The 14,575-nt window shown below is 59.3% G+C and carries 7 protein-coding genes and 3 rRNA genes; 4 read left to right on the plus strand and 6 right to left on the minus strand.

The window, feature by feature from the left end:
* Positions 1-303 precede the first annotated feature (303 nt).
* Positions 304-1,782, plus strand: a complete 1,479-nt coding sequence (locus LJ362_RS10300) for an aldehyde dehydrogenase family protein (RefSeq protein ID WP_264798970.1) — start codon at positions 304-306, stop codon at positions 1,780-1,782.
* A 48-nt stretch (positions 1,783-1,830) separates the two neighbouring features.
* A complete protein-coding gene (locus LJ362_RS10305; RefSeq protein ID WP_264798971.1) occupies positions 1,831-3,393 on the plus strand; it encodes a GMC family oxidoreductase in 1,563 nt (520 codons plus the stop codon).
* A gap of 142 nt (positions 3,394-3,535) precedes the next feature.
* Here LJ362_RS10305 and LJ362_RS10310 read toward each other — a convergent pair whose 3' ends face one another.
* Positions 3,536-5,359: a BCCT family transporter gene (locus tag LJ362_RS10310; RefSeq protein ID WP_264798972.1), complete on the minus strand. Its 1,824-nt coding sequence runs from the start codon at positions 5,357-5,359 to the stop codon at positions 3,536-3,538.
* 537 nt (positions 5,360-5,896) lie between these two features.
* On the opposite strand from LJ362_RS10310, the gene LJ362_RS10315 reads away from it, so the two are divergent.
* The gene (locus LJ362_RS10315; RefSeq protein ID WP_264798974.1) at positions 5,897-6,463 is read left to right on the plus strand and encodes a hypothetical protein; all 567 of its coding nucleotides are present in this window, start codon (positions 5,897-5,899) and stop codon (positions 6,461-6,463) included.
* A 207-nt stretch (positions 6,464-6,670) separates the two neighbouring features.
* On the opposite strand, the gene LJ362_RS10320 is transcribed toward LJ362_RS10315, so the two are convergent.
* The 4 genes from LJ362_RS10320 to LJ362_RS10335 all read right to left on the minus strand — a co-directional run bounded on the left by LJ362_RS10320 (position 6,671) and on the right by LJ362_RS10335 (position 12,578).
* The gene (locus LJ362_RS10320) at positions 6,671-7,066 is read right to left on the minus strand and encodes a hypothetical protein (RefSeq protein WP_264798975.1); all 396 of its coding nucleotides are present in this window, start codon (positions 7,064-7,066) and stop codon (positions 6,671-6,673) included.
* A 154-nt stretch (positions 7,067-7,220) separates the two neighbouring features.
* A 5S ribosomal RNA gene (gene rrf, locus LJ362_RS10325) occupies positions 7,221-7,339 on the minus strand.
* Between the two features lie 177 nt (positions 7,340-7,516).
* Positions 7,517-10,635 (minus strand): 23S ribosomal RNA (locus LJ362_RS10330).
* Between the two features lie 418 nt (positions 10,636-11,053).
* A 16S ribosomal RNA gene (locus tag LJ362_RS10335) occupies positions 11,054-12,578 on the minus strand.
* Together the 16S, 23S and 5S rRNA genes form the textbook arrangement of a ribosomal RNA operon.
* A 626-nt stretch (positions 12,579-13,204) precedes the next feature.
* On the opposite strand from LJ362_RS10335, the gene LJ362_RS10340 reads away from it, so the two are divergent.
* A complete protein-coding gene (locus LJ362_RS10340; protein ID WP_264798976.1) occupies positions 13,205-14,047 on the plus strand; it encodes a formate/nitrite transporter family protein in 843 nt (280 codons plus the stop codon).
* 9 nt (positions 14,048-14,056) lie between these two features.
* Here LJ362_RS10340 and LJ362_RS10345 read toward each other — a convergent pair whose 3' ends face one another.
* Positions 14,057-14,458 (minus strand): YccF domain-containing protein, encoded by a 402-nt coding sequence (locus tag LJ362_RS10345; protein WP_181272123.1) that lies wholly within the window; start codon positions 14,456-14,458, stop codon positions 14,057-14,059.
* Between the last annotated feature and the right edge of the window lie 117 nt (positions 14,459-14,575).

Here is a 14,575-nt window from a genome sequence, read left to right on the forward strand (position 1 = left end):
CAGAATTTCCGGCGCCATTGCCTGCATGCCCCCCATTGCCGCCGCCGTCCCCCGCCACGCGATGACCAAGATCACTTGCCGGTGTGACCAGCATCATCGGATTGCGCATTCGGCCCCGGACTTCGCTTATTGTGATTGCCGGAAGCATGTGCATGAGTGCCGCCGGAGCAGTTCGAGTCGCAGGTCAAACGGCAGTTCCGCGGCAGTTCGGAAACGCCCCGACACCTCAGGCTCCACTGCCGCGACTGCGCGTTCGGCCCTTCAGGTCGCACAACCGTTCACCCGCTAGGAATAGGAGAAATCGTGCCAAACACACTTTTCATCGACGGACAGTGGGTTTCAGCCGTCAATGGTGGAACCCGAAAGATCCATAATCCGGCCGACGGCAGCTTCGTCGCCGAGGTGGACGAAGCCAGCCCTGAGGATACCGAGCTGGCGATCGAGGCCGCTCGCCGTGCCTTCGACTCCGGCGTCTGGTCGTCGGTACCCGCCAGCGAACGCGGCGATCTGCTCCTGAAGTTCGCTGCCGTTCTGCGTGAGCGCAAGGACGAGTTCGCGCGTGCCGAGTCCCTCGACACCGGCAAGCGCTTCGTCGAATCGCAGATCGACATGGACGACATCGCGAACTGCTTCGACTACTTCGGCAAGCTCGCCGCAAACGATGCCGGTCGAGTCGTCGACGCCGGCACCGACACCGTGGCCTCGAAGATCGTGCACGAGCCCGTCGGCGTCTGTGCGCTTATCACCCCGTGGAACTACCCGCTGCTGCAGGCAGCGTGGAAGATCGCCCCGGCCATCGCCGCTGGTAACACTTTCATCCTCAAGCCTGCCGAGCTCACCCCGCACACGGCGATCCTCACCATGCAGGTGCTCGAAGAGCTGGGTCTGCCGGCTGGAGTCGGCAACCTCATCCTCGGTGCGGGTGCCGATGCCGGTGCCCCGCTGTCGACGCATGAGGACATCGACATGGTCTCGTTCACCGGTGGCCTCGTCACCGGTCGTCTGCTGTTCCGCAACGCCGCCGACTCGATCAAGAAGATCGCCCTTGAGCTCGGCGGCAAGAACCCGAACGTCGTCTTCGCCGATGCCGACTTCGATGCGGCTCTGGATAATGCTCTCAACGGCGCCTTCGTCCACTCCGGTCAGGTGTGTTCGGCCGGCGCCCGACTCATCGTCGAGGAGTCCATCGCGGAGGAATTCGTCAACCGCCTCGTCGAGCGTGCCGAGCAGATCCGCCTCGGCGGCCCCTTCGATGAGAACGCCGAGACCGGTCCCCTCATCTCCGCCGCTCACCGCGACAAGGTGCATGCCTATGTGGAGAAGGGTGTGGCCGAAGGTGCGCGTCTGCGCTGCGGCGGCAAGTTCGGTGAAGGTGACCTGGAGAACGGGTTCTACTACCTGCCGACCGTGCTCGACCAGGTCAAGCGCGGAATGTCCGTCGTCTCCGACGAGGCTTTCGGTCCCGTAGTCACGGTCGAGACCTTTTCCACCGTCGACGAGGCCGTCGAGATCGCCAATGACACCTACTACGGTCTGGCCGGGGCAGTGTGGAGCCAGGATGCGGGCAAGACCCAGCTGGTCGCTCAGCGTCTGCGGCACGGCACCATCTGGATCAATGACTTCCACCCCTACCTGCCGCAGGCCGAATGGGGCGGCTACAAACAGTCCGGCTTCGGGCGCGAGCTCGGCCCCACGGGTCTGGCCGAATACCAGGAAGCCAAGCACATCTACCAGAACCTCGAGCCGGCAGTCACCGGATGGTTCCCCGATCACACTAAGTGATCCGCCGCAGCCTGTAGACGAATACCGCAGTTTAAGGAGAGATGAACAGTGAAGACTACTCATAGCTTTGATTACGTCGTCGTCGGCGGCGGCTCCGCCGGCGCAGCGGTCGCGGCCCGACTGAGCGAGGACCCCGAAGTCACCGTCGGACTCCTCGAAGCCGGCCCCACCGACACGGACAAGGACGTCGTCCTTGAGCTCAACCGCTGGATGGAGCTCCTCGAATCCGGCTACGACTGGGACTACCCGATCGAAGAGCAGGAGAACGGCAACTCGCACATGCGCCACGCCCGCGCCAAGGTGCTCGGCGGCTGCTCCTCCCACAACTCGTGCATCGCCTTCTGGGCTCCGCGCGAAGACCTCGACGAGTGGGAAGAGAAGCACGGCGCAGCCGGATGGGGTTCGAAGGACACCTTCGGCCTGTACAAGAAGCTCGAGAACAATGAGCTGCCCGGCGACCACCACGGCCATGACGGTCCGGTCCGTCTGATGAACGTGCCCCCGGTCGATCCCTGTGGTGTCGCGCTCCTCGACGCCTGCGAGCAGGCCGGCATCCCACGTGTGCAGTTCAACGAGGGTCAGACCGTCATCAACGGTGCGAACTTCTTCCAGGTCAACCGCAAGGACGACGGCACCCGTTCGTCCTCCTCGGTGTCCTACCTCCACCCGATCCTCGACCGTGAGAACCTCACGATCCTCACCGACACTCAGGCCAAGGAGCTCGAGTTCGACGAGGACGACAACTGCACGGCCGTACTCGTGGTCAACAATGCCTTCGGCAAGACCAACCGGATCGAGGCGAAGAAGGAAGTCATCGTCTCCTCCGGCGCGATCAACACCCCGCAGCTGCTCATGCTCTCGGGCATCGGCCCGAAGGCCCACCTCGCCGAGGTCGGCATCGAAGCTCGCGTGGATTCGCCGGGAGTCGGTGAGCACCTCGGCGATCACCCGGAGGGCGTCATCTCCTGGGAGGCCAAGAAGCCGATGGTCGAGGATTCCACCCAGTGGTGGGAAATCGGCATCTTCTCCCCCACCGAGGAGGGACTCGATCGTCCGGACCTCATGATGCACTACGGTTCGGTGCCCTTCGATATGCACACCCTGCGGCAGGGCTACAAGACCTCGGAGAACTCCTTCTGCCTCACCCCGAATGTCACTCATGCGAAGTCGCGCGGCACCGTGCGCCTGCGTTCGAAGGACTTCCGTGACAAACCGAAGGTCGATCCCCGCTACTTCACCGATCCGGAAGGCCATGACATGCGCGTCATGGTCGCCGGCATCAAGAAGGCCCGCGAGATCGTCGCCCAGGACGCCATGTCTGAATGGGCCGGCGAGGAGCTGTTCCCCGGCAAGGACGTCCAGACCGACGAGCAGATCGCCGACTACATCACCCGCACCCACAACACCGTCTACCACCCGGTCGGCACGGTGCGCATGGGAGCTGCCGATGACGAGATGTCGCCGCTGGATCCGCAGCTGCGGGTCAAGGGCGTCAACCGTCTGCGCGTCGTCGATGCCTCAGCGATGCCGGAGATCACCACGGTCAACCCCAACATCACCGTGATGATGATGGGTGAGAAGTGCGCGGAGATGATCAAGAACGGTCAGTGATCTGACATAGCTATCTGATCCGAAGATGCGAAGGGGGCGCTGCAATCGCAGCGCCCCCTTCGTCGTGTCCGGCCGCGCCGATCAGGCTGATCGCCCCGGGTCGCGACAACCAGACTGTCGCCGCTGGCCACGGTGAGCCACCTCAGTCTGCGCCGTCGTCCTGCCCTGGGTCACCGCCCTTATCGTGGCCTGAGCTCCTCGAACGGCTGCCGGTGCGGCTGGCCAAGGTCCCCTCGCGCCGGCTCTTCTTCTCGCGGGATTCCTCGATATACGGATCCCGGAACTCCGGTGCCGGTTCGACCGCTTCGGGTTCGGTGACGACTTCCTCATCGTCGTCGTATTCGTGTCCGAACTGTTCGTCTCCGCCGAGTCGGCGTTCGACCTCTTCGGGTGGCAGGACCTTCTTCCAGCGTCGCATGCGAACGCGCGGCAGAACGCCCGCATCCTCTCGCAGGGCTCGCATGAGAGCGTAGATCTGGAAGTAGGCGATGATGAAGAACGGCAGGCCGACGAGGATGATCGTCGACTGCAGCGCTTCGAGTCCGCCGGAACCGGAGAAGACAAGCAGTGCCGCGGTGACGACGGCGACGGCGAGGGCCCAGAAGATCCGCTGCGGCAGCGGGTTGAAGTCCTCGTGGCCGTTGTTCATCGTGTCGACGACGAGTGCCGCGGAGTCGACCGAGGTGACGAAGAAGACCACCACGAGCACGATCGCGATCACCGAGACGGGTGCGGCCAACGGATAGTGGTCGAGGAACGCGAACAGCGCACCGGGGATGTCGCCTTGGTCGACGACTCGGTCGACCAGTCCTCCGCCTTGGTTGAGCTCGATGTCGAATGAGGCGTAGCCGAAGATGCCGAACCACAGAATCGAGAAGGCCGAGGGGATGGCGAGCACGCCGATGACGAACTGGCGGATGGTGCGTCCGCGGGAGATGCGGGCGATGAAGATGCCGACGAACGGCGACCAGGTGATCGTCCACGCCCAATAGAAGACCGTCCAGGTGTTCTGCCAGCCGGTGTCGGCGAATGTGTCGTTCCACAGCGCGAGTTCGGGCAGCTGTTGGATATAGGAGCCGAGGGATTCGAAAACGCCCTTGGCCATGAACAGGGTCGGGCCGAAGACGACGATGAAGACGAGCAGCAGCACAGCCACGACGATGTTGAGGTTCGACAGGACCTTGATGCCTTTGTCGAGGCCGAGCGAGACCGAGATCGTAGCCAGTCCGCAGACGACGCCGATGATGATCAGCTGCCACAGAGCGTTCTCGGGGATGCCGATGACCTGGGCGAGACCGCCGTTGATCTGCAGCGTGCCCAGACCGATCGAAACGGCGACGCCGAAGACGGTGCCGATGATGGCGACGACATCGATCGTCTTGCCGATGGGACCGTGGATCTTCTCACCGAGGATGGGCTGGAAGATCGAGCTCACGCGCGGCGGCAGATTCCTCTTGTGGATGAAGTAGGCGAAGCACAGCGCGGGCAGGGTGAAGATCGCCCAGGTGTGCAGGGTGAAGTGATAGTACGTGAAGTTCATGGCATCGACCGCGGCGGCAGGCGTGCCCGGTTCGATGCCGAGGGAAGCACGCGGTGGATCGCCGAAGTGGCTGACGGGTTCGGCAACGCCCCAGAACATGAGGATCGAGCCGATGCCGGCGGCGAAGAGCATGGCGAACCAGGCGCCGTTGGAATGCTCGGGCGGTTCGTCGTCGGGGCCGAGTTTCGCTCGCCCGTAGCGGGAAGCGGCGACGTAGATGAGGAACGCGACGAAGACGGTGACGCCGAGGATGTAGAACCAGCCGAGGTTCGTCAGCAGCCAATCCGAGGCCACCGAGACGCCTGCGTCGAGCTGATCGGTGAAGAAGATCGTCCCCAGGACGAAGATGATGATCACGGCCGCTGAGGAGAAGAAGATGGCAGGGTTGGTGCGGAGTCGAAGTGCGTCGTGCAGCTTATCGAGCATAGGGTGCCTTCCTTAGGATCTTGCCGTACACACTACAGAAGCATCAATCGATTTCAACGCAACCGCTTGTCACGAATTCGTGTCGTTGTTCTCAGCTCGATCCCTCGCCGAGGCGGCTGTTCCCATCCGAAGCACGATCGCTTGCAGTGCCCGGAGGTCCGAGACCAACGAGACGGTGCCCGAACCGTGAGTGGTTCGGGCACCGTCTCATCTGACTCAGGCCGATGATGCGTCAGTGTTTCGGAACGTCGGGGTCCCCTCCGTCATCGAACGGATCCACCCTCCGATCGCCGCGAGCGTAAGGGTCGTGAGTGCCGCGTCGGTCGACTCGAGGATCGGCCTCCTCGGCTAGCGGTTCCTCGGCGTGGGGCCGGACTCCGTTTTCCGGCGGTCGTTGGTCCGCGCGGATGTCCTGCTCCGCGTACGGATCGCGGCGCACGGGTTCCTGAGGGCCAGGCTGGTCCGGACGCGGCGCATCCTTCCGAACAGGCTGTTCCACATAGGCGTCATCACGATGACCATGATGGTCCTGACGAGGTGCGTCCGGCCGAACAGGCTGTTCATGGCGGACATCGTTTCGCTGGACTGGCTCGTCTGGCCGATGCCCGGCCTGCGGTACGGTTTCGTCGGGGCGGTGCTCAGTCTGGCTGTTCGTCGACGTCCCATGGGCCCCGGCCGCGGCGCCCCAGCAGCACCGGCGTTGTCTGCACGACGAACGTCACCGGAATCCTGCTGTGTATCCGGGTCAAGTTCGTCGGCATGTTGCAGCCTGCGGTCGTGCTCGAGCCGTTCGGCCTTCACAGCTTCTTCGCGCTTCGCGGCCTGAGTATCCAGCTGTTCAGCCTCGGCCGCCTGACGATCAGCCTCGGCAGCTCGAGCATCGGCCTCAGCCTTTGCGCGCTTTGCATCTGCCCTCTGTTTCTCGACTTCGGCCTCTCGAGCACGAACATCATGTTCGGATTCAGCAGCTTCCTGTCGAATCTGGGCGGCTTCTTGTCGCTGGTGTTCGCGCTTCTTCGCCGCCGCTTTTCGGCTGACTGCGATGATGATCCCGACGATGATCAGGACCACGACGATGGCGACGACGATCCAGACGATGGTTGATACGTTCATGCGGTCTCTCCCTTGCTGTCTATTCGGATGTCACTATTCACTTGCATCCGGCGCAGCGGACAGTTTCATCGTGACATGCAACATAACTATGGACAAGCATTTGAGCTTCGGTAGGAGAACGCGTCGCCTACCATCCGGAAGGGATCTCCTCCGGACGACACCGGGTTGAAAGTCGTCATTGGACTGTCGGGATGAAAGTCAGATCGGGTTGCCGCGTTCCATCAGTTCCATGACGATCCATTTGGCCAGATCTTCCGGATCGACCGTGAGCATATGCGGCAGACGCAGCGAACGCCGGCGGTCAGGGGTATCGGGAGTTCTGATGCTCACATCGATATACGAGCTGACGTTCACCTTGGTGATGTGGACTTCGAGAATACGAGCCCATGGCACGCCGCCTTCGGGGAATCCGTCCACGGCGGCCCACAGACCGAAGTTGTTGACGATCACCTGTGGTGAGGGCGGAGAGGAACGGCGCAGCCCGAGAAAACCTGCAGGGTTCCGCAGAAGCTGTTTCGCCCGGTTGAACCCGATCGCCACCTCACCGTCGCGAGCAAGCTCGGCTCTGAGAGCGTCAATTGTCTTCGCCTCCATCCCTTCCCCTCTCCTCTCCTAATTGCTACCTGACGGGGGCCCAGCAACCTGGCGCCAGGTAGCTGCGCCCCCGTCAGGTAGCAATAACCGGTGAATACAGTGATGGCCCCGCCCAACCCAAAGGATTGAACGAGGCCATCACCACTAAAAAATATTGCGGCAGTCACTTACTCTCCCACAACCACCAAGTTGCAGTACCATCAGCGCGAATGGGCTTAGCTACCGGGATCGGAACGGTTAACCGGGCGTTTCCCCACCACTATCACCACCGCAAAACCAACAAACCACACTCACCCAAACCCATGTTTGGGTGGTAGTGGTCCAAGAACCGCACAGCGAACGCGAACACCAAAAACTTATACAACATGCACACCCGAAAGTGTGAACTCTTCAAGCCATCCCAGAAAAGACGAAACAATCTCTCACACACACCAACCCCACATTGGAATGGTTGATGAGTGATCGGTGTATTAGTACCAGTCAACTCCACACCTCACAGTGCTTCCATACCCGGCCTATCAACCCCATCATCTATAGGACACCTCCCCTGACTCAAGGTCAGTTGGAAATCTCATCTCGGAGCCGGCTTCCCGCTTAGATGCTTTCAGCGGTTATCCATCCCGAACGTAGCCAACCAGCCATGCTCCTGGCGGAACAACTGGCACACCAGAGGTTCGTCCGTCCCGGTCCTCTCGTACTAAGGACAGACCTCCACAAATTTCCTACGCACGCAGCGGATAGGGACCGAACTGTCTCACGACGTTCTAAACCCAGCTCGCGTACCGCTTTAATGGGCGAACAGCCCAACCCTTGGGACCGACTCCAGCCCCAGGATGCGACGAGCCGACATCGAGGTGCCAAACCATGCCGTCGATATGGACTCTTGGGCAAGATCAGCCTGTTATCCCCGAGGTACCTTTTATCCGTTGAGCGACCACGCTTCCACAAGCCATGGCCGGGTCACTAGTCCCAGCTTTCGCTCCTGCTCGACACGTCCGTCTCACAGTCAAGCTCCCTTGTGCACTTACACTCGACACCTGATTGCCAACCAGGCTGAGGGAACCTTTGGGCGCCTCCGTTACTCTTTAGGAGGCAACCGCCCCAGTTAAACTACCCATCAGGCACTGTCCCTGAACCCGATCAGGGTCCGAAGTTAAGGAATCCACTATGGTCAGAGTGGTATTTCACCGATCGACTCCACCCCAACTAGCGTCAGGGCTTCCCAGTCTTCCACCTATCCTACACAAACCACACCGAATCCCAATACCAAACTATAGTGAAGGTCTCGGGGTCTTTCCGTCCTGCTGCGCGTAACGAGCATCTTTACTCGTAATGCAATTTCGCCGAGTTCGTGGTTGAGACAGCAGAGAAGTCGTTACGCCATTCGTGCAGGTCGGAACTTACCCGACAAGGAATTTCGCTACCTTAGGATGGTTATAGTTACCACCGCCGTTTACTGGGGCTTAAATTCTCCGCTTCACCCTTACGGGTTAACAGGTCCTCTTAACCTTCCAGCACCGGGCAGGCGTCAGTCCGTATACATCGACTTACATCTTCGCACGGACCTGTGTTTTTAATAAACAGTCGCTTCTCTCTGGCCTCTGCGACCACCACCAGCACATCCCACAGCAAAGTGTGGTTCACCGGGATGGTCCCCCTTCTCCCGAAGTTACGGGGGCATTTTGCCGAGTTCCTTAACCACGATTCTCTCGATCACCTTAGTATTCTCTACTCGACCACCTGTGTCGGTTATAGGGTACGGGCAACACACACCCTCACGTCGATGCTTTTCTCGGCAGCAGAGGATCACCAGATCACCCCACCAATGTGGGGCGCCCATCAGCTCTCACACTCTATGCGGGGACGGATTTACCTACCCCCACGTGCTACAACCTTAGACCGTGACTACCATCGCACGGCCTGGCTACCTTTCTGCGTCACACCTCACGCTTACCGACTCCACACTCAGGTCCCCCACTCAAACCCAACCACAGGCCCGAAGGCCTGACGGGATCATCACGGGGTTAGTATCGTGTGTTTTGGTACTGTCGGTTGTGTGTCGGTACCAGAATATCAACTGGTTGTCCATCGACTACGCCTGTCGGCCTCGCCTTAGGTCCCGACTTACCCAGGGCGGATTAGCCTAGCCCTGGAACCCTTGGTCATCCGGTGGACGGGTTTCTCACCCGTCTTTCGCTACTCATGCCTGCATTCTCACTCGAATCGCCTCCACCACTCGTTCACACGGCAGCTTCTCCGGCAACTCGACGCTCCCCTACCCAACACCACACCATTACGGCTTAACTGTGGTGCTGCCACAACTTCGGCGGTGTACTTAGCCCCGCTACATTATCGGCGCTCAATCACTTGACCAGTGAGCTATTACGCACTCTTTCAAGGGTGGCTGCTTCTAAGCCAACCTCCTGGTTGTCTTCGCAACTGAACATCCTTTCCCACTGAGCACACGCTTAGGGGCCTTAGTTGATGGTCTGGGCTGTTTCCCTCTCGACAATGAAGCTTATCCCCCACTGTCTCACTGCCACGCTGAACCTTGACTGGCATTCGGAGTTTAGTTGACGTCAGTAACCCGGTAGGGCCCATCAGCCATCCAGTAGCTCTACCTCCAGCAAGAACCACGCAACGCTGCACCTAAATGCATTTCGGGGAGAACCAGCTATCACAGAGTTTGATTGGCCTTTCACCCCTAACCACAGGTCATCCCCTCCATTTTCAACTGAAGTGGGTGCGGGCCTCCACGCGCTCTTACACACGCTTCACCCTGCCCATGGCTAGATCACTCCGCTTCGGGTCTAGGACACGCGACTGACTCGCCCTATTCGGACTCGCTTTCGCTACGGCTACCCCACACGGGTTAACCTCGCCACGCACCGCTAACTCGCAGGCTCATTCTTCAAAAGGCACGCCATCACAGTCATCAAGATACTGCTCTGACGGATTGTAAGCACATGGTTTCAGGTACTCTTTCACTCCCCTCCCGGGGTACTTTTCACCATTCCCTCACGGTACTTATCCGCTATCGGTCATCAGGAAGTATTTAGCCTTACCAGGTGGTCCTGGCAGATTCACACGAAATTCCACGAGTTCCGTGCTACTCGGGCATGCACACACTGCGAACAGTCAATGTTTCGTCTACGGGACTCTCACCCACTCCGGTCCTGTTTCCCACCAGGTTCGACTACACCAACAACACTCACAGACCGGCCATGCTGGACCGGACCACGTACACCCCACAACACCCCTGCAGCAACACCAGCACGCTTGACACTGCACAGGTTTAGGCTCATCCAGTTTCGCTCGCCACTACTCCCGGAATCATTGTTATTTTCTCTTCCTGCGGGTACTGAGATGTTTCACTTCCCCGCGTTCCCTCCACATGCCCTATATATTCAGACACGGGTCACCACCCTCACGAGTGGCGGGGTTTCCCCATTCGGAGACCCTCGGATCAACGCCTGTTTATCGGCTCCCCGAGGCTTATCGCAGATTTCCACGTCCTTCATCGGCTCCTGATGCCAAGGCATCCACCATGCGCTCTTACACACTCACCCAACCCCCAAAGGGACCGGCTTCGTGTGTGCGAAAAATTGTTTCATTCACCTTAACTAGATGATGACAAGAAAAATCACATTACATAAACACCACTTACTCGCGGTGTTTGATGCTCGCGTCCACTATACGATTCTCAAACCACTACCAAACACCCACCACCACACACCAGAAATCTCTGCTGCTTGGTGGCCGGGTTGGTCCTGTTGGTTGAAACCACACCCAACAACCGTTGGGGTTTGTGATTCCAGGACCCAATAACGTGTTCGTCCTAGCCCACCCAAAAACCACATCCGCACCCGGGGCATTGACCCCAGCCAGGCTGTGTGAGCGAGCGAGTGTTGTGATGTTCCACCCTTGAGCTCCCAACCAGATGACGCATTCGATCACTGCGTTGGGGTTCTTATGTGTGCTCCTTAGAAAGGAGGTGATCCAGCCGCACCTTCCGGTACGGCTACCTTGTTACGACTTAGTCCCAATCACCAGTCCCACCTTAGACGGCCCCCTCCACAAGGGTTGGGACACCGGCTTCGGGTGTTACCGACTTTCGTGACTTGACGGGCGGTGTGTACAAGGCCCGGGAACGTATTCACCGCAGCGTTGCTGATCTGCGATTACTAGCGACTCCGACTTCACGTAGTCGAATTGCAGACTACGATCCGAACTGAGACTGGCTTTAAGGGATTCGCTTACCCTCACGGGTTCGCCTCTCTCTGTACCAGCCATTGTAGCATGCGTGAAGCCCAAGACATAAAGGGCATGATGATTTGACGTCATCCCCACCTTCCTCCGAGTTGACCCCGGCAGTCTCCTATGAGTTCCCACCATCACGTGCTGGCAACATAGAACGAGGGTTGCGCTCGTTGCGGGACTTAACCCAACATCTCACGACACGAGCTGACGACAACCATGCACCACCTGTACACCAGCTCCAAAGAGAAGAACTGTTTCCAGAACGGTCCAGTGTATGTCAAGCCTTGGTAAGGTTCTTCGCGTTGCATCGAATTAATCCGCATGCTCCGCCGCTTGTGCGGGCCCCCGTCAATTCCTTTGAGTTTTAGCCTTGCGACCGTACTCCCCAGGCGGGGCACTTAATGCGTTAGCTACGGCGCGGAGAACGTGGAATGTCCCCCACACCTAGTGCCCAACGTTTACGGCATGGACTACCAGGGTATCTAATCCTGTTCGCTCCCCATGCTTTCGCTCCTCAGTGTCAGTTACAGCCCAGAGTCCCGCCTTCGCCACCGGTGTTCCTCCTGATATCTGCGCATTTCACCGCTACACCAGGAATTCCAGACTCCCCTACTGCACTCTAGTCAGCCCGTACCCACTGCACGCGCAACGTTAAGCGTTGCGTTTCCACAGCAGACGTGACCAACCACCTACGAGCTCTTTACGCCCAATAATTCCGGACAACGCTCGTACCCTACGTATTACCGCGGCTGCTGGCACGTAGTTAGCCGGTACTTCTTCTGCAGGTACCGTCACTTTCGCTTCTTCCCTGCTGAAAGCGGTTTACAACCCGAAGGCCGTCATCCCGCACGCTGCGTCGCTGCATCAGGGTTTCCCCCATTGTGCAATATTCCCCACTGCTGCCTCCCGTAGGAGTCTGGGCCGTGTCTCAGTCCCAGTGTGGCCGGTCGCCCTCTCAGGCCGGCTACCCGTCGTCGCCTTGGTGGGCCATTACCCCACCAACAAGCTGATAGGCCGCGAGCCCATCCCTGATCGAAAAACTTTCCACCAACCCTCATGCGAGGGTTGGTCGTATCCGGTATTAGACCCGGTTTCCCAGGCTTATCCCGAAATCAGGGGCAGGTTACTCACGTGTTACTCACCCGTTCGCCACTCATCCACCAGAAGCAAGCTTCTGGCTTCAGCGTTCGACTTGCATGTGTTAAGCACGCAGCCAGCGTTCGTCCTGAGCCAGGATCAAACTCTCCATAAAAAAATTATGTTACGAATGAATCCCAGCAAGACAGCCAACCCCTCACGGGGTGAGAAGGTTGACCAAAAAAACACTGACCAAACACGAAGGCCACCCATGTGATGCGGGAGGTTCGGCGAAGAACCACCCACACGAGGCGACACCATGTTCGATCAGATGATTGTCTTACCAGAAAATAAAATGTTCTGGCATCACAACTTGTTCAAACAAACACGCTATTGGATTCTCAAACCACAAACACACACCCATCACCACACCACAAAAACAGCGTGTTCACTGGGGGTATCAGTTTCATTTTTTGGTTCCCCACCCGGTGTTCTGAACCCTTGGATCAAACTGTGTTTGTCCTGGTCAGACCCGGTAGAAACTCTGTCTCGAAGACGGTGTTTCCGGCGGGGCAACGAGATATAACTCTAGACCACCCCAGAGGCGACGTGCAAATCGAAAGCGGGAATTCCGCTGTGACACCCGTCACTGGCTCCAGAAGCCCGGTTTCGCGCCTACTTCCACAGGCACAAACGCACGGCCGCAGAACCCCGCCACACGCTTGACGGCGGCGGCCGATTGCCCTCACCGTGCAGATGGTTCCCAGCGTTTCGCCCCGCCCCTGCCCCTACACTGGCGGAATGACTCAGAAAGAGCAGCGAAAACGACTCGGCCGCAACGATCTCGATCTCGAAGACGCCCTCATCGACGAGGCGGCGAATACAGTCACGGAGGGTGCCAAGCGGCTCAACCGGAAGTGGACGGAACTCATCGTCACCGGGCTCTTCGGCGGCATCGATGTCGGTCTCGGCATATTGGCCATGGTGCTCGTCAAGCAAGCAACCGGGTCGGAGATTTTGGCAGGGATGGCGTTCGGCATCGGGCTGTTGGCATTGAGGCTGGCGCATTCTGAGCTCTTCACCGAAGAGTTCCTCCTTCCGATCAACGCCGTCATCGCCGGCCAAGCGAATTGGGTACAGGTATTCCGCCTCTGGTTGACCACCCTCGTGACAAACATGGTTGGCGGCGCGGTCTTCGCCTGGCTGATCGTCATCGCCCTCCCGGACTATCACAAGACGATCGCGGATATGGCGCTCGGCTATATCAACCAGTCGTCGCTCATCGTCATGCTCGCTCTCTCACTTCTCGCCGGCGCGACGATCACTTTGTCGACCCGTATGCAACAGGGAACGTCGAATGATGTCGTCAAGGCCATCGTCTGTATGATCACCGGCTTATTGGTGATCGGCGTCAGCATGTTGCACGGAGCCATCAATGCGATTCTCATCCTTGCCGCCATGATGACGGGCGCGGACGTTGCGATCCTCGATTTCCTGCAGTGGTTCGGAATCGTGATCCCGTTCAACATGCTCGGCGGACTGCTGATCATTACCCTGCCCCGAATCGTGCGCACTCGCCGCGTGCTCTGGGCAGTACGCCAAGGCCGCATCTCTCTCGAGGACCTCGAAGAACAGAGTTCCTGAATCCGTGGTTCAGGCTCCGCGGTAGCCGGGCATCAGCCGGTCGCTGTCGACGATCTGCTTGCCCAGCGGCATGAGCGAGACGGGGATGAGTTTGATGTTCGCCCAGCCGAGTGGGATGCCGATGATCGAGACGAACAGCGGGATCGAGGTGACGACGTGTCCGATGGCGAGCCAGACGCCGGCGACGATGAGCCAGATTATGTTGCCCAGGGTTGTCGCCACTCCCGCCGGGCGGGTTTCGATGACCTCGCGGCCGAAGGGCCACAGTGCGTAGTTGCCGATGCGGAAGGACGCGATGCCCCACGGGATGGTGACGATGAAGATGCAGGCGATGATCCCGGCGGCCCAGTATCCGAGCGCCAGCCAGAGACCGGAGAAGATGAACCAGATGATGTTGAGCAGGGTGCGCATGATCTCCTCGTGCGTTCGTCAGTCGGTATTCGTTCGGTTGTCCGTCAACTGCCAGTCTGCTCGATGACCGCTTGCTTTTCCATGGTGATGGCCCCACATCGCCGGTCCGGTTGCCCG

It is taken from the genome of Brevibacterium sp. JSBI002 (genome assembly GCF_026013965.1).
Lineage (GTDB): Bacteria > Actinomycetota > Actinomycetes > Actinomycetales > Brevibacteriaceae > Brevibacterium.

Bases quoted from the DNA above. Each gene is read 5' to 3' on its own strand.
- LJ362_RS10310 (WP_264798972.1), bottom strand. From the start codon at position 5,359: ATGCTCGATAAGCTGCACGACGCACTTCGACTCCGCACCAACCCTGCC.
- LJ362_RS10320 (WP_264798975.1), bottom strand. From the start codon at position 7,066: ATGGAGGCGAAGACAATTGACGCTCTCAGAGCCGAGCTTGCTCGCGAC.
- LJ362_RS10340 (WP_264798976.1), top strand. From the start codon at position 13,205: ATGACTCAGAAAGAGCAGCGAAAACGACTCGGCCGCAACGATCTCGAT.
- LJ362_RS10345 (WP_181272123.1), bottom strand. From the start codon at position 14,458: ATGCGCACCCTGCTCAACATCATCTGGTTCATCTTCTCCGGTCTCTGG.